This is a genomic window from Desulfoprunum benzoelyticum (assembly GCF_014201505.1).
GTDB lineage: Bacteria > Desulfobacterota > Desulfobulbia > Desulfobulbales > Desulfocapsaceae > Desulfoprunum > Desulfoprunum benzoelyticum.
Genome location: NZ_JACHEO010000014.1, coordinates 40,996 through 60,828 on the forward strand (window position 1 = coordinate 40,996; position 19,833 = coordinate 60,828).

Sequence of the window (19,833 nt, forward strand, 5' to 3'; positions counted from 1 at the left end):
GACCGTCATTCCCAAACCGGCAGTGGTGGCGGTCGCTGGTTTTTCAGGAGGCGATCATTCCCAGTATTCACAATACAGCCTGTATCGACAGGGAACTCCAGCGTAACCACCTGATTATATTTACGGCGCATGATTTCCAGATTCCATTTGCATTCATAACCATTACAAGCTACTGTTTTCACCCTTCTCCATCTTCATCCCGGTCGTCCTCCGGAGAAATGGGCCTCTCGTCGAATCCGCCGTCCCATGTTATCCCCCTTGCGGTCAGAGTCAGGAGAGTGCTCGGTACATTTTTGCGTACTTCGGGCCGAGGTACATCCGGACGATCATTGAGTTGTGTATATGAGACCGATCGAAAATGAGTAAAATGACTATCTTTGATAAGTTTGGGCAACTGGCAGAGGCAAGGAGATCGATGGAGAAGAACTGCCCCGAGTTCTTCAACATCGTGCTGGAAGACATATCGTCACCCACCGAGGCGGTCGTGAACGGCCGCCCGACGATCCTGGCCGGTACCAACAATTATCTGGGACTCACCTGCAACAGCGAGTGCATCCGGGCCTCCTGTCTGGCCGCGGAAAAGGAGGGGACGGGCACCACCGGATCACGCATGGCCAATGGGACATTTGCCGGCCATATCGCGCTGGAGCGGGAACTGTCGGATTTTTACGGCCGCACCCATACCATCGTCTTTTCCACCGGCTATCTCGCCAACCTTGCCATACTGTCGACCGCCGTCGGGCCGGGCGAGGTGATTCTCCTCGATGCCGACTGCCATGCCAGCATCTATGACGGATGCCGCCTGGGCGGGGCGGAAGTCATTCGTTTCCGGCATAACGATGTCCTCGATCTGGAGAAACGCCTGCAACGGCTTGCCAAAAGGGATACCAATGTGTTGGTTGTCGTTGAAGGCATCTACAGCATGATGGGCGACAAGGCGCCGCTGGCGGATATAGTCGCGGTCAAGCGGAAACATGGTGCTTATCTGGTCGTGGATGAAGCGCATTCCCTCGGCGTCCTGGGGGAAACCGGCCGCGGCCTGACGGAGGAGGCGGGAGTTGAGGATCAGGTAGATTTTATCGTCGGCACATTCAGTAAAAGCCTGGGGGCCATCGGCGGTTTCTGCACGAGCAATCACCCGGGTCTGGAGCTTATCCGCTATGCCAGCCGGCCCTATATCTTCACCGCCTCGCTGTCGCCATCGACGGTCGCCTCCACCCGGACCGCCCTTGGAATCATTCGTACACAACCGCAATTGCGGCAGCAGCTGTGGGCCAACGCCAACGTGCTGCACGCAAGGATCAAAGGGCTTGGTTACGCGGTCGGACCGGTTCCGAGTCCGATCATTGCCGTCCATTATCGCAACGTCGAAGAGGCCTTTGCGATGTGGAATGGACTGCTGCAACGCGGCATCTATGTCAACATGGTCCTGCCGCCGGCGACTCCCGGCGGTGGGGCGCTCCTCCGCTGCAGTCTCAGTGCCGCCCACTCCAGGGATCAGATCGAGAGGATTGGCGAGGCCTTTGCCGCCCTGATCGGCGTGCACAGCTGATATGTCACGGCCGAAGACGATGGGGTACGCCCGGCCCATGCCCCTCCGGACTGGATCGCCGACCCAATGGTACCGGGCGGGACACTATCTGCAGCACCACCTTCTGCCATGCGATTGATCTTCACCTTTTTCAAGGCCTACCCGACCCAGAGCATCATCACGCTTGGCGCCATGCTGCTTGCCGGTCTGGCCGAAGGCTTTGGCCTGTCGATGCTGCTGCCGCTCCTTGGCGTCGTCATCAACACCACGAGTGGGGGCGAAGGCCCTGGCGGGTCTACGCAATCGAATCTGGAACGCTATGTCGCCGGTTTTTTCGATACGGTCGGATTATCTCCGACCATTGGCGTCCTGCTGACATTTTTTGTGGGCGGCATTGTCCTGACCGCCCTGCTGTCGCTGCTGGCGAACAAGAAGGTCGGCTACATGGTCGCCCAGGTGGCGACTGATCTGCGTCTGGCCCTGATCCGCGCCCTCTTCGCCACCCGTTGGGAATACTATGTCCATCAGCCGATCGGGATGTATACGAACGCCTATGCCACCGAGGCCAACCGGTCGGCAGATGCCTATCTGTATGGCATCCGGGTCATCGCCCTGCTGCTGCGGACGACGGTGTACGCCGTTGTCGCCCTGCTGATGGCATGGAAGGAGACCCTTATTGCCCTGGGCGCCGGCTTCTTCATCCTCTATATCCTCCGCCGTCTGGTCACCAAGGCCAAAAAGGCCGGACAGCGTCAGACCAACCTGCTCAATGGGCTGCTCGCCCTCTTAACCGACACCCTGCAGTCGATCAAGCCGCTGAAGGCCATGGCCCGCGAAGACATGGCCGACCTGGTGCTGCAGAAGGAGACCAACAAGCTGAACCGGGTCCTGCAGAAGCAGGTGTTCAGCAAGGAGGCCCTGAAAGCCCTGCAGGAACCACTGATAACGATCTTTTTCGCCTTCGGTCTGTACGTGGCGATGATCTGGTGGCAGATCCCGCTGGCGACGGTCATAACCATGGCCTTCATGCTGGTGAAGATCATCAAGACCCTGCAGAGTGCCCAGAAGGAACATCAGACCATGGTCATCGCCGAAAGCGCCTACTGGTCCCTGGTGTCCAAGATCCGGGAGAACGAAGGGGCCCACGAGGCCATCGGCGGCACGGTCGTCCCGTGCTTCGACCGGGCCATCCGTCTGGACAAGGTCAGTTTTTCCTATGGCGTCAAGCAGATATTGCGGGATATGTCGCTTGAATTCCCCAGAGGGACATTTTCGGCGATCATTGGCCCCTCCGGGGCCGGGAAGACGACCATTGTCGACCTGATCACCGGCCTGCTCTCGCCCCAGTCGGGACAGGTGTGGATCGACGATCTCGATCTGGCCGCGGTCGACCTGAGGGCCTGGCGTCGCATGATCGGCTATGTGCCGCAGGAGACCTTGCTGCTCCATGATACCGTGCTGATGAATGTGACCCTCGGCGACGCGAAATATTCCGCCCTGGAGGTGGAAGATGCCCTGCGGGCGGCCGGGGCCTGGGGTTTTGTCTCGGAAATGCCGGACGGCATCGATACGGTGGTCGGGGAACGGGGCAGCCGGCTTTCGGGCGGCCAGCGCCAGCGCATCACCATCGCCCGCGCCCTGGTCCACAAGCCCAGACTGCTGATTCTCGATGAAGCCACCAGCGCCCTCGATCCGGCCAGCGAGGCGGCCATCTGCGCGACGCTGAGACAACTACGGGGAACACTGACGATCCTGGCGATTTCGCATCAGACAGCGATTTTGGAGGCAGCCGATCGGGCCTACCGGCTCGAAGGCGGATACGCCCATTTTATTGAAAAAAACGATTTTGCCAGGGGAGAGGGGGAGGGCTTCGGCGCCCCGGCGTAACAGCTCGGGGCGATGAGTCAATGTTTTTGATGCCGGAGGCGGACAGCAGCCGGGCAGGGGAGGGGGCGGCATCTACAGCCTGAACTTTTCTCCCAGGTAGGTCTCTCGCGCCTTGGGACTGGCGGCGATAAAATCCGGGTCGCCGTATTCCAGGATTTCCCCATGGTCGAGAATATAGGCCTTGTCGCAGACAAACAGCGTTTCCCGGACGTTGTGGTCCGAGATCAGTACGCCGATCCCTCGTGCTTTCAACTGGCGGATAATGTTTTGAATATTGATGACGGCGATGGGGTCGACCCCGGCAAAGGGTTCATCCATCAGGATGAATGACGGTTCGATCACCAGGGCCCTGGCGATCTCGAGACGTCGCTGTTCGCCCCCGGAGAGTGTATAGCTTGGATTTTTGGCCAGATACGACAAACGGAAATCCTCCAGCAACCGGTCCTTGCGTTCCTGTTGTTCGCTGTGGCTGATCCCCAGGGTCTCGAGGATGGCCAGGAGATTGTCCTCGACGGTGAGTTTGCGAAAAACGGACATCTCCTGCGGCAGGTAGGAGATTCCGGCCTTGGCCCTGGTGTATATGGGCAGGTTGGTTACGTCCCGGTCGTCGAGCAGAACCTGGCCCTTGTCAGGTTGAATCAGGCCGACCACCATGTAAAAGGTCGTCGTTTTTCCGGCACCGTTGGGTCCCAGCAGACCGATGACCTGACCTGATGTGACCTCCAGGTCGACCCCGCGCACGACCTTCCGGCCTTTGTAGGACTTCTCGAGTCCTCGTGCTGCAAGCTTTCTCTCCATAAGTCAGTGTATGTCAACGGTGGTCGCCGGGTTCGGTTCCACGAGGCAACGCCACAACTCGCAAGAGGATGGCAGTGAAGCAGGCATTTTCGGGCCGAACAAACGACGGCAGACCGGGAATCTCCAGGGAATCATTGAGGAGAGGGACGAACGTTCCGTTATGGTGCTGTCAGTTTCTGCAGTTCCGCAACGAGATCGCCGACGGTTTTGATCCCGCCCAGGATGTTGATCGGTATCGAAATGTCATGGGCGTCTTCCAGCTTCTCCAGAAGTTCCATGACCTTGAGTGAATCAAGATTCAGATCGTTCATCAGATCCAGATCCATCGTCACTTGCAGGGCGTCCTGCGGGACAATCTCGTGCAGCATGCCCTGGATCTGTTGCAAAATTTGTTCGTTTGTAGCCATGAAGTGAAGATCCTTGTCTCTATTTGAACATTGTCTGCCGCATCCCCTCCTCCAGCAATACCCGGGGAATCCACGCTGTGTCACGGTATAACCGGCTGTTGTCGGCGACCCAGTCCGCATGGACCAGTTCCCGTACCTTTCCGGGCGTCAGCATGGGCGAAGCGCCCAGAACACGGGCCGCCATGAGGTTGATTTGAGCGACCATCCGTACGCCCCATACCGGTATATGCGCCCGGATTATGGCTTTTCCCCGCAAGCGCTCGGCAACGGTGATAATATCCTGCCATGAGTAGCCGTTTGTCCGCCCATCGTGCAGTTCGTAACACCGTCGCGGCTGGGTGCTGTTGTGCTGCAGCCAGGTGTGCATGGCTTCGACCAGGTCGTCGACGTACAGCAGGGAAACACGGTTGTCGGCGGACCCGATGACCGGGGCAACGCCTCTGAACATCCATTGAAACAGGGGCAGCATCTCACGGTCTCCGGGACCGTATACCGCCGCGGGTCGGAACACGCCCCAGAACATGGTTCCCGCAAGTGAGGCCAGCGCCTTTTCGCCTTTGTGTTTACTTGCGGCATAAAATGAAAGACGGGGTTCACGGGCTGCAAGTGAAGAGACCAGCAGGAACCGCGGCTGAGGGCTGTGTGCCGCCGCTATTGTGGCCAATCGTGCCACGCCATCGACATTGACGTCGTCAAAATCCTTGGCGGTGGCGCCGCGGACCGCACCGGCGCAGTGGATAATCGCGTCGACCCCGGCGGTCAGCCGTTCCAGGCTGTCTGCATCCGCCATGTCGCCGGTGATCCATTCGACCCCAGCGGTATCGGGGCGTTTGCGGAGCGAAGCGGGACGCACCAGCGCCCGTACTTTCCAGCCGGAGGAGGCCAGCCGTTGGGCGACCAGGCGGCCGATAAACCCGGTAGCTCCGGTTATCGCGATGGTTCCAGATATCTCCGACGGTCCGGTGTATGTTGACGGCGCCATGTCATCTCTGCGGCAGGAAGCGGGGGGATGCCCGATTTTTGACCGCGGTTCAGGAGGTTGCAGGATTGAGTTGAAGCATATTCTGCAGGTAATCGTTTCTGGTGGAGTGACGGGATGGCTTTCCGGAGGTTGTTCGAATCAGGGTGTTGCGGGCTACCAGTTCGATGATGCAGTCAATCCCCAATTCGGCGCGGACGAGCTGGTTTATTTTTTTGATCAGATCCTGACGTTTCTGCTCGTCATTTTCCCGACATTCGACCAGCAGGACCGCCTGATCGGACATCTGCGGGTTCGGGACAGGGAAGGCCGTGGCGTCGCCGGTCCGTATCTCAGGCTGCGATTCCGCCAGATACTCGATATCCTGCGGCAGGATGTTGCGGCCGTTGATGATGATGACGTCTTTGGAGCGGCCTATGATGACGACATTGGCACCGGCCAGGTAGGCGATGTCGCCGGTATTGAGCCAGCCGTCCGGAGACAGAACTTCCCGGGTGGCCTCAGGATTGCCGAAATACCCCGACATCACGCTTGGTCCTCGCACAAACAGCGTCCCGCATTGTCTTTCGGGGAGGATTCGGCCCTGTTCATCTCTGATTTCCAAGACATAACCGGGAAGCAGGCTTCCGCAATTGGTAAATACTTTGGCCCTGGGGGCGCAATTTTCGACCTCAGGATCGATTGCGAGGGCCTTCTGGTGGGAAGCAAGCTGTTCGGCATCGACGCGATCCACCTGTACTCCCGCTCCAAGCTGGCCGAAGCATACGGCGAGAGCACATTCAGCCATGCCGTAACAGGGCAGGAACGCATGGGCATCAAAGCCGCTGGGCTGCAAGCGGTCGGCAAAAAAGGCAAGAGCTTCGGTATGGATCATCTCCGCACCGACACCGGCCACCCGCCAGTGCCGCAGGTCGTAGCCGGCCAGATCGTCGTCCCGCAGACGCCGGGCGGCGAGATCGTAGCCGAACGGCGGGCTGAAGGAGATGGTCGCTCGATTTTCCGACATGATCTTCAGCCACAGACGCGGGCGCATGGCGAAATGCCGGGTATTCAGATAGTCGACGGATATCTGGCAGACCAGAGGGGTGAGGAGCAGCCCGACAAGCCCCATATCATGATAAAAGGGGAGCCAGGACATGGCGCGATCCCCGTCTCGGACCTGAACACCATGCTGTATGATCAACCGTGTGTTGCTGAGAACGGCTTCCTGGGAGATCATAACCCCGCGTGGGAAGCGGGTACTGCCTGAGGTATACTGAAGATACGCCAGTTCATCAGCCCGCAGGGGCTGCAATGGGGCTGATGATTCCGGCAGATTTTCGAAGGTCTGTGAATTTCCTGCGAAGCGGATATTCTGTCGCGCGGCGGCCTCGATCAGGAAGGGCAGGAAATCATCATTGGCAATCGCGATTTCCGCCTGGCATATGGACAGCAGGCGTTGCAACTGGTTCGTGTATTCCTGCTGGCCACTCAATTGGATCGTGGCCGGCAGCGGTACCGGGGTGAATCCGGCATACTGACAGGCGAAAAAGAAGCGCACAAAATCTGGATGGGTATCGGCAACGATAGCTACCCGGGTGCCGCGAGGCAGATCGAGAGAAAGTAATTTTTTTGCCAGGGTCAGGGCATCGCCGCGCAGTTTCGCGTAGGGAAGGGTGGCGTAGAGTTTTCCCTGACCGGAATAAAAGTTGTAACCGGTGTCCCCTTGGGCGGCGTAGTCCAACGCATCGGCAAGGGTTGAAAATCCTTTAAAAAGTAACGGTAAATCATGTGTCGTGGGCGTTGCTTTCATCAAAGCGAAATTGCTCCGGGGATACTGTTGGGTGAAGATAACGCACTGTCCGATGAGAGAATTGCGTGTGCGTCGATCTTGAAAAAATAGTCGTCGAGGTCGTCTTGCTCACCTCTCCATGCGCAACATGAGTAGTTCATACTTCGGCCCGGCGTCTGTTCCGACGCCTGAACGCAGGTCCGGTTCCGGGGAAGTCATACCTGGCAGCCACCAGGGGTTGCACCGCAGTAGTCGATGTAAATCCAGAACAAATACCTGACCGGACAATTCCGCCGCAGAATGTGCAGATCGGTTTCGTTGCTAGCTTTTTTACCTCAAGAGGGTATTTTTTACTACTTTTAATTTTCTGTGAAAAAAACGTTCAGTTCGTGATGGCGCATAAAACTGCGGCGAAGATGTTCTGTGTCGCATGGACGGTTTGACGAGATGCGACCTGGGGTGCAGATTTATCGAACGCCGCCCCGCCGGAACAACCTGAACGACAGGACACACAGGGCCAGGATGGGATGCCTCTGCAGAAAAGGGCTTACTTCGATCTTGACGCCGGAGTGCCGTTCAATCTTCCAGGCGATGTACTCCACGCCCCCCTCAAAGGTCAGCGCCCCCTTCACCAGTCTCAGCACCGACAGGATCTTGCCCTGAAGAATGCGAATGGTCCAGGCGATACGGGCCAGGAAGCGCGCTGAGTTATCAACGTCGGCGGAATACAGCGTGACGCCTTGGCGATTCGTGCATGTCAGCCGGAACGAGATACTCTCAAGGGCTGCTCGGGCCACCTCCTCAAAGTACTCCGCCGCCGCTTCGTACAGGCGTGCCTGCCGGTCCGGACGTTCCGGTCGAAACTCGGCCCGGTACGTCATTCCGAGCCCGGCGAGCCACAGATCGCGGATGGTCCATTGCTGCGGCAGCAGCGGCAGGACCCTGGCGATAAAGGTCATGACCGCCTGGGCGAAGGCGGTGTGGATCCTGGTTGCGACTTTGTCGTCGCGAGCATAGACAATCGCTGCCGGTTGGCAGAATCGGCCCCACAGATAGGAGTGGAACCAGCGTGTCGATGTTCCCTTGTGTAAATCATCGAGGGACAGGAGGGCATATTTGGCGCGGATCCGTTTGCCCTCGAGAAGAGATTCCAGATAGAAGACATTGGGGGGCAGCATTTTGTTGAGCAAGGCCTGCAGGAGGTTGCGGTTGGCGGAAAGATACCCGTCGACCAGGACGTAGAGATCGAACAGTCCGTCCGGATCCTTGCCCGCGTGCAGGCAGGACCCATAGAACAGAATTCCCTGCACCGCCGTCCCATAACGGGAAAAAATCTCCTCCGCGAGGAGATTGACTGCCGGCGGGATATCCCTGGGAGCATGGCGCTGGATTGCGCGAACCAGTTCGGTTGGTGCGGTCATCAATCTATCCGCAAAAAGGTGGCTCTGCCGCCGCATTGCAAGACGGTTGGTTCCTGCATGGTATCCGGTGTGTACAATTCCCCGTCAAGGGCGACGGAGCTGTCTGTAAACAACCGTATTTCATTGACATTTCCTGAGAAATAGCCGTTTTCCGGTGTTCCTCGGAGGCACTTTCGCCCTCTGGCCAGCATCGGCAGGACCTGCAGCAGATACGGCGACTGGGTTCTGACTGCCGTATAGCGCAACGGCCCCTGTCCACCTCCCCAGAATGGCCGCATGCCGAAAAACAGCCGGTCCAGTGTCGTGACGAGGAACAGCAGAAAATTTTCACGCCGCGGTGGTTGACCGTCGATCCCGACCGTCATGGGAGTGGTGGTCATCCGGCGGTTGCTGTGCCGGACAGCGGCCCACAGATAACGGCACAGCGTCAGCCCTATCCCCACAACACCGTGCAGACCCTGGTTATGGAGGTTCTGCTGGTAGTAGTCTATGCCCTGGCTGATGATGGCGGCGCCGAAAAACATGCCGAATTTCACCTCGTGGCCTGGGACCTGCAGACGAAGAAGCGGCCGTTCAACCCGGACGATCCGGCCCCTGCCGGTCCGGGCCCAGTCGAACAGCCGGAGCAGGGCGCGGTGCTGATCGCCGCGCAGACCGACATCGCCGGCGATCATGTTGGTCGTTCCCGCTGCGAGCACCACCAGCTGCGGACAGGTGGCAAAAGGCGACCGGGTGAACAGCTCCGTCAGGGTGGCCTGAACAGTTCCGTCGCCACCGCTGATCACGACCATGCCTACGTTTTGACGGGCGAATTCGGTCAGGGCGTCGTGGACCTCACGGGGGGTTCGAACCTCTGTCATCAGGATTTGGGCCTGGCCGCTGATGAAGCGCGGCAAGGCATCGGGGGCCCGACGGTTTCTGCCGCTCAGCGGGTTGTACAGAATTCCGATCCGAACGGTCTCCTCGATTGCCGATATTGCCACAGTCGTGGCGGTGGTATCAGGATGCAACCGTGTTCCTCATCGACGGGCCTGCCGGCCGGTAAAAATCCGGGCCGCCAGCGAGTGCTCGTACCGGGGCGTATCCGCCTCCGACAACCATGAATCGAGCGGTCGGCCCTGCCTGATACGCTCGTATCCGGCGGTCGCCAGCCGGACCAGCAGGAAGACGGTGCTGATCAGCGTCCATAACGTCACCGCCACCAGTCCCAGGTCCGGCCGCCCCGCGAGATAGCTGAGGGTCAGCAGGATCAGGTTGGGATTCCGCCTGGCCGTGATCAGTCGGAAATAGGAGTCTACCGGCTGCCAGCAGAAAATACTGAACTTGCCCAGCAGCAGCTGGAACGAGCCTTCGACCAGACGGCCGCCGATATACCCGACCAGGATCAGCCAGAAAAAGGTGCTCAATGGTAACCCCAGACTGTCGATCTGGGCGGCAGGCAAACCCAGGGCCCACACGATATACCACAGCGGGGGGTGGACAAGATCGATGACATGATCGAAGTAGTGGCCGAATCTGCTGGAGGTCAGGGTCACCCGGGCCAGTTTCCCATCGACGGTGTCGAGAAAGGTCATCAGCCATCCCGCCAGCAGTCCCGGGCCGTAGTGGCCGGTGGCAAAAGCGATGCCGGCGATGATTACCAGCACCAGGCCGGTCAGGGTGACATGGTTGGGCCTGATATGCAGAGGGACGCACAGTCTCACCACCTGTCGGGCCAAACCCGGCCACGCCCATTTGGTGACCAGATCGGTAACGCCTTTGTAGGACCAGTTGAAGAGACGCCGCTCCAGATCCCTTCGTCGCTCGGCGGTGATCGGGAGGATAAAAGGCGGTTCTTTCTTGCGCAGTTTCTTGTGAAAGGAGAGGGGAACGGTCGCCGGCGTCAGGAGGTCGATGCCGGGCAGGGTTTCGCCCGCCGTCCTGCCGGTGAGGAGATCCAGGGCCTGTCCGGCCAGACCGGCCGGGACATGGGCGGCAACGGTCGTCGGCGGCTGGTGCTCCTGCAGTTGCAGGAGGATGTTGGGGGTTCCGGCCAGGTTCTCGATCAACCGGTCATCGAACAGATAGTCGCCGCGGAGGATCAGGACGGTGTCATGCTCGGCCAGCCCTTGCAGGGCATCGGCGGTACAGCTGCGGACGGTTTCCCCGAGAATGCGCTCTACCCGCTGCTGCGAGGTCATGCCCCAGATCCGTATCGGACTGGGGTGGCAAAAATGGATATATACACTCATTACAATGCTCTTTATCGTTCAGCGATCACAAGTACGGCGGATGTTCGACCCGGGAGCTTCGATCCCGTCCGATCGCAACTGGTTGAAGCAGAGCAAATAGTCAAGCTTTGCAAAAAAAATCTTCTTCCTGTATAGCTTTGGCCATTATGTCAGCGACCTCTCCAGCTCTTATCAACTCCGGCGGGACGTTTGTTCGCTCGGCGGACGACCGGTGCCCCACGGCAGGGTTCGTGGTTGCCCACTGCTCCGACCTGCACATCACCCGGGTCGGACAGAGCGGCATCGGTGATTTTCTCAACAAGCGGCTGCTCGGCGGCCTGCGGTGGCAGCTGCAGCGGCGGCACGATCAGCACGATGGGCTTCTTACCACTCTTTGTGAAGATCTGCAACGGACACGACCGGACCACATTGTCATAACCGGCGACCTGACCCATCTCAGCCTGCCGGCGGAGTTCGCAGCCGCCCGGGATCGGCTGCAGACCATGGGCCCCCCCGACCAGGTCACCGTCGTTCCCGGCAATCATGACCAGTATGTCAGGACGGCATGGCGGCAATCGTTCGCCTGGTGGCTGCCGTACATGCAGGGCGATCTGCCGGTGCCGCAGCCCACCGCGGCTGAGCCTGATTTGGGGGAGGTCTTCCCGGTATTGCGCATCCGTCGCCATGTTGCCGTGATCGGTACCAGCTCGGCCCGGCCGAGCGCTCTGCATCTGGCGACGGGGGCAATCGGGGAGGAACAGCTGGCGAAGCTGGAAACGATGCTGCGGCAATTGCACGGCCAACCGCTGTTCCGTATCCTTCTGATCCATCACCCGCCGGTACCGGGCGTCGTCAGCCGGCGGCGCAGTTTAACCGACGCCCCGTTCCTGCAGGCGTTGATTGCCCGCTACGGGGTTGAGCTGATCCTCTTCGGCCATGCCCACAAGACGGCCCGGGAGTTCCTCCCCGGACCGGCGGGACCGATTCCGGTCATCGGGATGCCGTCGGTATCATCCCTCGAGCGCTCCGCCGAACGGCGTGCCCGCTATTGCTTGTTCCATATCGTGCGTTCCGCCGATCGCTGGCTCGTCCGCATGGAAGAACGGATCCTTGACGCCGATTGCCGGCGCTTCATTGCCGGGCCGCGACGGGAGCTTGTTGTTTCCCGCTGACGGGTTGTCCCTGGTCAGAAAACCTGGCGCAGCCGCACGAACGTTATTCCCGAAATCAGCAGGACGGGTACCATCGCGACGGCGACGGGGCTCATATTGAGCAGCAATCCCCACTGGATCGACATCTGATCGACAGAATAGAGTGCAATCCCGACCAGGGAGCCGATGGTGATGCGATAGCCGGCGCTGATACCCCGTGTTGAACCGAAGACGAAGCTGAGGGCAAGCAGCGCCATGATCCCGGTCGTCAGAGGGACGCTGATTTTGCGCCACAGGGCGATGGCGTACTGATCGGCATCCTGGCCGCTCTCCTCCAGGGCTTCAATATACCGGATCAGGTCGGGGGTCGATAAACTGTAGGGCGGCAGGCCCAGGACGCTGACCTGGTCCGAGCTGAGAAAGGCGTCCAGTGCCAGGGTCGACAATTGCCTGGTGCTGATCTCTCCGTCGTCTATCACCCTCTGGGTGACATTGTGCAGCACCCACTGCCGGTTGTCCTGGAGCACGGCACTGTGGGCATGGGTATAGGTCTGCAACTGGCCCTGATCATCAAACCGGAAAATGTCGAGACCGGCGGCCACCCCTTCCCTGAGCATTTTTTCAACATGGATATACGAATTGCCGCGGCGCACCCAGAACCCTTGCCGGCTCAGGTCGATGTTCTCATCGCTGGAGATGGCCCGGGCGTGAGATTTGCGGGCCTGCTGCTCCATTGCCGGCACCACCATTTCCGCCAGTATCCCGGCGGCCAGCATCAGGAGCATGCTGGTAACGAACACCGTCGTGCAGATTCTCGGGACGGAGATGCCCGCCGCCTCCATGCCGACTATTTCCCCATGGTCGGCCATGGTCCCGATGGCGACGATGCCGCCGAGCAGCGTCGTGATCGGCAGCAGGTCAAGGATGCGTTTGGGGAGGGTCAGAAAGACGAAGAGGAAGGCGTCGGCCATTCGGTAGCTGCCTTGGCCGACATCGTCGAACTGGGCGATCAGTTCAAACAGACTGAGCAGCACTGCCAGGACAAGCATGATCAGCAGGCAGTAGGTCAGAAACGTTCTGCCGATATACAGGTCCAGGATCCTCATCGCCGACGCCAATGCCGTAAAAAAGGGGGCCGCCAGACAAGGAGGACGAGACAGGCGAGCAGCAGCAGCTGGCCCCAGAAGATTCCGGGCAGTACGGCGATCCCCCCCTGGGCCACCAGTTTCTTGGTGATGGCGCTGAAATTGTAATAGACGGCGAAAATGACGATGGCCAGCAGCGTGCCGGTGCGTCGTCCCTGACGCGGCGAGGAGGAGCTGAGCGGGATGGCGAGCAACGCCAGCAGGATGCTCGACATCGGGGTGATGATCCGCCACTCCAATTCGGCCGTCTCCTCCAGGTTCCGAGGAGGGACAAGAGCGCTGGTCGTTGCGGCTTTGACCTTGTGTTCGGGAAGGATCGGGTCGTCGGGCCGCAGCGGCATGACCGCGTTTTCGAACTCGATGATGAAGCCTTTGCGATCCGAGTTGGAAAATTCGTACAGCCGCCCGTTTTTGAATGAAATTACAGGGAAGTCGCCTTTCTCGTCGTTGTGCTGGATCGCCCGGTCGGCATGGATGACCTGCAGCGACGTGCGTTTTTTGTTGAGAATGAAGACGCCCTCCGCCTGTCTCCCTCGAGGGGTGACCTTGTCGGCGAAGATGACCCGGTCACCGTCGCTGACCTCGTAAAAATTGCCGCTTTGCATCCTGGTCAGATCAAACTGCGCCTCCGCCCGGGCCTTCAGCAGGAAGAACTGGGTCCAGGCCCAGGGCCGGACGTACAGCGAGAGGACGGCAACGATCGCGGCAACCAGCAGGGACAGGGAGAAAACGGCGAGGGTGATTCTGGCCATGCTGATGCCGCCGGCAAACATGGCGGTGATCTCGCCGTTGTGGTAGAGGCGGCCGAGTGCGATCACCACGGACAGGTAGAACGTGGTCGGCAGCAGCACCTCGAGGGCGATGATGATCCTGAGCAGGATCAGCTGGAAAACGGCGGCGCCGGTCAACAGCCCATGGACAGCGTCTTCCCAGAAGCGGGTTGCGATGTAACAGCCGAATATCAACACCAGCACAATGCAGATGATCATTGTGGGTTTGATTATTTCCCGCATGATATAACGATCGATAATCACGCTGTGTCCGTCGCTGAAACACGGTGTGGACGGCCGACGGCGGACGCCGGCCGGAGCGGAAACCCCTTGGCTGTCATGAAACCGGAAGCGCTTCCATTTCCTCCTGCCGGTGAAAATGCGCCGCGACAATGTGTTGCGCCTGTTCCAGGTCTGCCGGAAAATCGACTTCGCACCAGGCCAGTCCTTTGATGGAGCAGGTCGATACGGTGTCCTGTCCGGCAATCTCGTCGATGACCGACAGAAACCATCTCCGGGAGCATGATTGGTCGGCCCGGGCTTTTTCCAGGCCGTTTCTGAAGAGCAGCGGTCCGGAGCCGCGGAACAGGATCATGCCGATGGATTCGCCGTCAACGCTATCCAGCGGGATATCCTTGCCGACGTGGAGAAGACGGCTGCCATCCAGGCTGACCTTCATGTCGTCGGTGTCATAGGAGTCTTTGAGATTGATGGTGACCGTTATCGGGGCGGCCGGCGCGTTCAGCAGACTCTCCACTATCGGCGCCTCGAACAGGGTGTCGCCATTGAGGAGGATAAAATCCTCCGTCATTTCCTCACGTGCCATCCAACAGCTGATCAGGTTGTCGGTTGTCGCGTAATCCGGATTGCAGCAGGTCCTGATCGTTTTTGATCCGTACCGTTGTTGCAGAAGACTTTTAACTTTATCGGCATTGTAGCCTACTACCACGGTGATTTCCTCAATGCCGCATTTATGCAGTTCGTCGATCTGCCACTCGATAATTGTTTTCCCCTGTACCGTCAAAAGACATTTGGGCAGGGCAGCTGTCATGGGCAATAACCGTTTGCCCTGGCCGGCGCTGAGGATGATGACTTTCATGCAAGGAGCTCCTTTCTGGTGTATAAGCAGGGGTATGAAAACCTGCCGGGAAAAATAATACGAACACTGGACTGAACTCGACTGCGGCCGGATGCGGCCGATGCGGAGGGCACAGTGTGTCGGGGGCAATATCAGCCGGGATGTCTGCCGCTACCCGTACAGAACGCTGTCGCTTCCGCCGGCCGGACCTGTGAATCACCTGCAGGATGTAGTGCGAGAAGTTGTCCAGGTTCCGGATCGGTCTGCCGTCGGCAGGGGTCGGTAGTTGGGCGGAACTCCTGCCGCCGCCCGAAACACGAAACAACGGTTCCGGGCCGTTCCAGCGGGAAGACGGTCAGTCGCGCTCTCCTGTTTTTCGAGTCGTCGGGCGAGGTGAATGTGGCCTTGCCACAGCTTGCGGTGTGCCGGCTGAACCGCACCGACATTTCCCGGTCCACCAAGCCGAGCAGGATCGAGCAGGATGAACAGAAAGCGACAAGCGCACTTGTAGCTCAATTTGGCAAAGGAATAAAGAAATCTTTGCCACGCGGGAAAAATTCCTTACTGTATATCTCGACCTTTTCTTGATGTGAACGGAGATACGGGGCGTGCATTTCGCAACAAACATCTGACTTCGGCACATCGTTCCGGGTGAAAATAATTTATGCCAATTTTGCGATATCTAGCAGTACGGTTGGGACTGTATGGCGGGATGAGGACGAGGCCTTCGATCTTGAAACCTCGGGGGATTGTGTTCCTGCTGGCGGCGCTGATTGTTCTGCCGCAATACTGTCCTGCCGGAGAAGACTCTCGCGGTACCGTCATCGCGGCCAATAAGGTTGCCTGGTCTGATTTGATCTTCACCAGTTCCAAGTTTCCAGCCGCCATCACCGTCCGGATGCAGCTCGAGTCGATGGATGGTTCCTCGGCAAGCCTCGTTTCTCCAGAGGAGGAGGGCTGGGGGACATGTCCGGATGTCATCCGCGACGGCACCATGATGCTGACCATTAAGGCCACGTCGCAGGTCCTGGGTGCAGAGGACAGGTACGAAGAGCGGATCTGGTTCACCGCACAGGATGGGCTGCCCTATGAGCGTCACCGCCTGAGCCGGGGCAACGAACTATGGATCAAAAGCTACTGCTGGGAGGATCAGGGTGTTCGGCGGCGGAAGTTCGAGCCGGGAGACCCGGCAGAGGGACAACGATCCCAAACCCTCTGGTCGCAGCGCACGGAGTCCCTGTACCGGTATCCCGTCAACGACAATGGCTGCAGCGCGATAACCGATCCGGCTCTCATCGTCTACAAGGTATCGAGCCTGGCGCCCGTCATCGGTCAGAAGCCTCTCGAACTCTGTGTCTTCGGCAAAAAACAGCTGCATCGTCTCTTTATCAAGCAAGAGGAAGCTTCGTCGTTAGAGGTCGCGTACACGGTCCGTTCCGCCACCCGGGAGGAGACCGTCGTGAAAGACCGGATTGTTCCCCTGGTGTATACAGTCACCTCGGAAAACATCGCCGCCGCCGACCAGGCCCCCGAGGCCTTTTCGCTCTTTGGCCTGGAGAAAAACATCCGGATATATCTCGATCCGGAAAAAGGGATACCGGTCCGGATCAGCGGCACAGCCGACAACATCGGTGCCCTCGATTTTCAGGTGCAGCAGGCGACCGTCAACTGATCGTCCGGTCTCCTGGCGGTTTCATGATTGAGTTCGGGCCGCGAGCTGTTGCACGTATTGCCAGTCGTCGGGTGAATCGACATCTATGGCGGCCTCCGGGCAGGGGAGGACGACGACGCCGGCGGAGCAGCCCAGTTGCCGCGACAGCCTGCCCAGGACCTCGGACAGGGTGAGGGTGCCCAGCAGATACCGGAGGACCGTCATCCAGCCCAGGATATTGATGACCTTCAACGGATTCTTGCGTTGCTGTTCGATCCGGCGCCAGAACTGCGGCACCTGCCGCGATCGCGGGGTCATGAAGGCAAAGAGGTTGCACGAGCAGTACTCCCCGTCCCTGAAGCGGTAAGCGGTCCTGCGGGTTTCTGGATAGGCGGCGGTGACGGTCTCGCGGCGGACCACTCCGGCCGCGACGTCGACTCCCGCCCTGCCGGCCTCACGACAGAAGTGATCGACGATTTGCGGACTGAGCAGGGCGTGGTCGCTGGTGGTCAGCAGCAGCGGAGTCGCCGCGGGCAGCGACGCCATGGCATGAAAGGCGCTCAGACTGGGGGTCGCCTGATTCTCCTGCCAGCCTACCCTGCCGGAAGATACATACTCCTTCAGCGCCGGTTCCCGATCCAGGATCGATCGGGGCGGGCCGCACAGGGTCTGGTCGTGAACATGAGCGGATGACGCCAGCGCTTCGATGACCCTGAACAGCATCGGGGTGCCGTTTACCGGCGCCATCGATTTGCAGCTGACGCCGGCCGCTGCGGCGACGGGGTTGTGGAGTTCGCGGTCGGCGGCGAGGATGATCGCCGAAAATGCCTGTTGTTCGAAAGTCATGGTGTCGATGCTCACAGTTGCTTGCTGAAAATGCGATACCGCTTGTATTCTCTGCCGCCGCAATCCTCAATGATGCTCTGGATCCCGATATTGTCTTCCAGTATCCAGGACAGTTCCAGTTCCTTCATGCCAAGATCGAGAACCGCCTGCCGGGTATCCCCGATGACCCGGTAGGCCAGGGCCGCTCCCAGGGTGGTACCCTGGAACGCCTTGCGCACTCCCAACAGCAGGATCCGCCCGGTCCGCAATCGGCGGACCTTGAGCCGCCACAACAGCTTGAGCCAGCCCAGCGGCAACAGGCGGCCGTTGAGATCGGCGATCGCCTCGTTGAGGTTGGGCAGCAGCACGATAAAGGCGCACGGCTGATCGTCCACATAGGCGATCCTGGCCAGCCGTTCATTGATCAGCAACCTCAAATCGTTGGCCATGTGGGTGATCTCGTTTCTGGTGAAAGGGATAAAACCCCAGTTATCCGACCAGGCATCATTGAATATGTCAAAGATCATATCCAGATCGTGCTGAAAGCTCTTTCTGCTGACGGTCCTGGTCTTGATCCGTTTTTTCGTCCGTTTGAGGATCAGGTTCATGGCATTCGAGGGTTCGACGCCGGTATCGATCGCATACGCCAGGAGATCCTTCTCTTTCACGTAGCCGCACTGCCCGACGCGCCTCGCATAATACGGCCGGGCATGGCCCATCATCATCGCCGGCTGCGTTTCAAATCCGTCGACCAGCAAACCGCATTCCTGGTTGATCGACAGGTTGAACGGCCCCCGGATCCGCTGCATGCCGCCGGCGCGGTTCCAGTCTTCCGCAGTGCGGAGCAGTGCCTGAAAGATCTCACCATCGTCTTCGGCCTCCAGCATCCCGAAAAATCCGGTCGCGTCTTCGTAGCGGTCGAGATGCAGCCGGTCGATCTGAGCGCTGATCCGGCCAACCGGACGGCCGTCTCGAACCGCAATCCAGCAGCGGCAGACCGCGTGATCAAAGTATGGGTTTTTGGGAGAAAAAAGTAAACGCTGCTCATGGAGCAGGGGCGGGACCCATTGCCGATCGTCCTGGTACAGCGACCAGGGAAGGTGGAGAAACGTCTTGAGGTCAGAACGGCTCTCGACCTTGACGACCCGCAACGAGCCGTGGGTCCGTGCCGCACCCGTGGGGGGCGTCGTATCTGCAGGAGTGGCGTCTTTCATGCGGTGAAGTGAACGGGGCCGGAGGATAGGAGCGGGAATCGGGATGAACCGGGATCGACGATGCATCGGCTCGACACGTCTCGAGTCCATCTCCGCAAGGGGCAACTGGCGGCAAACGGTACACGACCTGCGGTTTCAGGTCAATAGCCGCCATCTCAACAGGTATCACCCTTTGCGTCTGGATCATAGTGGGTGATTGATTGTCGATGTGGTGCATTCAACTCGACTCCAGGACGCGGCAGGATAGATCCGGCGGGGAGTGCAGATCATGGCAGTGCCGCTCTGTCCCCGGTTTTTCGCGGCGAATGCAGGCGCACAACCTCATGGCGATTGACCTGCATGTCGCCCAGCAAACCCAGGTGGTAGTCGAGGACAAAGGTAATCCGACCCGACCATCTCTGCGCCTTCGTCGTCGCCATTTTGACGAGAATGCCGGCAAGGATCTCGGTCTGGGTCTCGTCGCAGTGCTGAATCAGTCTCAGAATGTCGGTCTGGTCGAGGATCTTGCCGGGGGGAGGAAACGACAGGGCCGACGCCGTTTCCCAGGCCGGAGGCATGATCGACCATTTGCAGCAGTCGGGGCAGCGACAGTGCATGACGCCGTCTATTCGTTCCATCTTCGCCCTGGCAAAATCGAACTGCTCCAGGCAGTGGGGGCAATGCGATTCCATCCCGTCACCAAGGACCAGTGCCGGCAGTCCCCCCAAATCGTTGTCAAAGTCGATCATGGAGATAACCTCCTCAACTGATCTGTAATCTCCAGCCGTCTTGAGTCGACTGGGCGATCGGTCGGCCGCCTGCTGCCGCCGGTTACGTCACTGTCGTACGTCTGGTATGTGCGGAGATTGCTGACCTTCATTGTCTCGCCCCCTTCCCATATTTTCTCGACATGATCTATCTATTCACAATTATGTGAGATACACAGAGAAACCGGCGATAGTCAAGCGGATATGGCGCCGATCTCCATTTTTGTGGAAGTTAGTCCGTTTTTGCGG

The 19,833-nt window shown here is 59.2% G+C and carries 18 protein-coding genes; 4 read left to right on the forward strand and 14 right to left on the reverse strand.

Going from position 1 to position 19,833, the window contains the following annotated elements; genetic code table 11:
- Positions 1 to 5: 5 nt before the first annotated feature.
- On the reverse strand, positions 6 to 182 hold the full coding sequence (locus HNQ81_RS11875) for a hypothetical protein (RefSeq protein ID WP_183351520.1): 177 nt from the start codon (positions 180 to 182) through the stop codon (positions 6 to 8).
- A 185-nt stretch (positions 183 to 367) separates the two neighbouring features.
- On the opposite strand from HNQ81_RS11875, the gene spt reads away from it, so the two are divergent.
- Positions 368 to 1,552 (forward strand): serine palmitoyltransferase, encoded by a 1,185-nt coding sequence (spt, locus tag HNQ81_RS11880; protein ID WP_183351560.1) that lies wholly within the window; start codon positions 368 to 370, stop codon positions 1,550 to 1,552.
- Positions 1,553 to 1,660: 108 nt separating this feature from the next.
- Positions 1,661 to 3,418 (forward strand): ABC transporter ATP-binding protein, encoded by a 1,758-nt coding sequence (locus HNQ81_RS11885; protein ID WP_183351521.1) that lies wholly within the window; start codon positions 1,661 to 1,663, stop codon positions 3,416 to 3,418.
- 72 nt (positions 3,419 to 3,490) lie between these two features.
- On the opposite strand, the gene lptB is transcribed toward HNQ81_RS11885, so the two are convergent.
- From lptB to HNQ81_RS11920, 7 genes are all read right to left on the reverse strand, one after another.
- Complete coding sequence (lptB, locus tag HNQ81_RS11890; RefSeq protein ID WP_183351522.1) at positions 3,491 to 4,216, reverse strand: LPS export ABC transporter ATP-binding protein; 726 nt, start codon at positions 4,214 to 4,216, stop codon at positions 3,491 to 3,493.
- Positions 4,217 to 4,374: 158 nt separating this feature from the next.
- The gene (locus HNQ81_RS11895; RefSeq protein WP_183351523.1) at positions 4,375 to 4,623 is read right to left on the reverse strand and encodes an acyl carrier protein; all 249 of its coding nucleotides are present in this window, start codon (positions 4,621 to 4,623) and stop codon (positions 4,375 to 4,377) included.
- 19 nt (positions 4,624 to 4,642) lie between these two features.
- Entirely contained in the window at positions 4,643 to 5,605 is a 963-nt protein-coding gene (locus tag HNQ81_RS11900; protein WP_205240206.1) for an NAD-dependent epimerase/dehydratase family protein, read from the reverse strand.
- A gap of 49 nt (positions 5,606 to 5,654) precedes the next feature.
- A complete protein-coding gene (locus HNQ81_RS11905) occupies positions 5,655 to 7,394 on the reverse strand; it encodes a fatty acyl-AMP ligase (protein ID WP_183351524.1) in 1,740 nt (579 codons plus the stop codon).
- 446 nt (positions 7,395 to 7,840) lie between these two features.
- Entirely contained in the window at positions 7,841 to 8,794 is a 954-nt protein-coding gene (locus HNQ81_RS11910; protein ID WP_183351525.1) for a hypothetical protein, read from the reverse strand.
- Positions 8,794 to 9,804, reverse strand: coding sequence for a diacylglycerol/lipid kinase family protein (locus HNQ81_RS11915; RefSeq protein WP_183351526.1), 1,011 nt, complete (start codon positions 9,802 to 9,804; stop codon positions 8,794 to 8,796). The genes HNQ81_RS11910 and HNQ81_RS11915 overlap by 1 nt, the downstream gene beginning before the upstream one ends.
- Before the next feature lie 9 nt (positions 9,805 to 9,813).
- Positions 9,814 to 11,025 (reverse strand): CDP-alcohol phosphatidyltransferase family protein, encoded by a 1,212-nt coding sequence (locus HNQ81_RS11920; RefSeq protein ID WP_183351527.1) that lies wholly within the window; start codon positions 11,023 to 11,025, stop codon positions 9,814 to 9,816.
- Positions 11,026 to 11,255: 230 nt separating this feature from the next.
- On the opposite strand from HNQ81_RS11920, the gene HNQ81_RS11925 reads away from it, so the two are divergent.
- A complete protein-coding gene (locus HNQ81_RS11925; protein ID WP_183351528.1) occupies positions 11,256 to 12,176 on the forward strand; it encodes a metallophosphoesterase in 921 nt (306 codons plus the stop codon).
- Between the two features lie 14 nt (positions 12,177 to 12,190).
- On the opposite strand, the gene lptG is transcribed toward HNQ81_RS11925, so the two are convergent.
- The 3 genes from lptG to HNQ81_RS11940 all read right to left on the reverse strand — a co-directional run bounded on the left by lptG (position 12,191) and on the right by HNQ81_RS11940 (position 15,169).
- Positions 12,191 to 13,261, reverse strand: a complete 1,071-nt coding sequence (lptG, locus tag HNQ81_RS11930) for an LPS export ABC transporter permease LptG (RefSeq protein WP_183351529.1) — start codon at positions 13,259 to 13,261, stop codon at positions 12,191 to 12,193.
- A complete protein-coding gene (gene lptF, locus HNQ81_RS11935) occupies positions 13,258 to 14,334 on the reverse strand; it encodes an LPS export ABC transporter permease LptF (RefSeq protein ID WP_183351530.1) in 1,077 nt (358 codons plus the stop codon). The genes lptG and lptF overlap by 4 nt, the downstream gene beginning before the upstream one ends.
- Positions 14,335 to 14,407: 73 nt before the next feature.
- The gene (locus HNQ81_RS11940; RefSeq protein WP_183351531.1) at positions 14,408 to 15,169 is read right to left on the reverse strand and encodes a phosphocholine cytidylyltransferase family protein; all 762 of its coding nucleotides are present in this window, start codon (positions 15,167 to 15,169) and stop codon (positions 14,408 to 14,410) included.
- Positions 15,170 to 15,881: 712 nt separating this feature from the next.
- Here HNQ81_RS11940 and HNQ81_RS11945 point away from each other — a divergent pair.
- On the forward strand, positions 15,882 to 16,820 hold the full coding sequence (locus HNQ81_RS11945; RefSeq protein WP_183351532.1) for a hypothetical protein: 939 nt from the start codon (positions 15,882 to 15,884) through the stop codon (positions 16,818 to 16,820).
- 21 nt (positions 16,821 to 16,841) lie between these two features.
- On the opposite strand, the gene HNQ81_RS11950 is transcribed toward HNQ81_RS11945, so the two are convergent.
- From HNQ81_RS11950 to HNQ81_RS11960, 3 genes are all read right to left on the reverse strand, one after another.
- Positions 16,842 to 17,645 carry a nucleotidyltransferase family protein gene (locus HNQ81_RS11950; RefSeq protein WP_183351533.1) on the reverse strand — a complete coding sequence of 268 codons (804 nt, stop codon included), beginning with the start codon at positions 17,643 to 17,645 and terminating at the stop codon, positions 16,842 to 16,844.
- Between the two features lie 11 nt (positions 17,646 to 17,656).
- Complete coding sequence (locus HNQ81_RS11955; protein ID WP_205240205.1) at positions 17,657 to 18,838, reverse strand: N-acetyltransferase; 1,182 nt, start codon at positions 18,836 to 18,838, stop codon at positions 17,657 to 17,659.
- Between the two features lie 266 nt (positions 18,839 to 19,104).
- On the reverse strand, positions 19,105 to 19,566 hold the full coding sequence (locus HNQ81_RS11960) for a hypothetical protein (protein ID WP_183351534.1): 462 nt from the start codon (positions 19,564 to 19,566) through the stop codon (positions 19,105 to 19,107).
- Positions 19,567 to 19,833 lie beyond the last annotated feature (267 nt).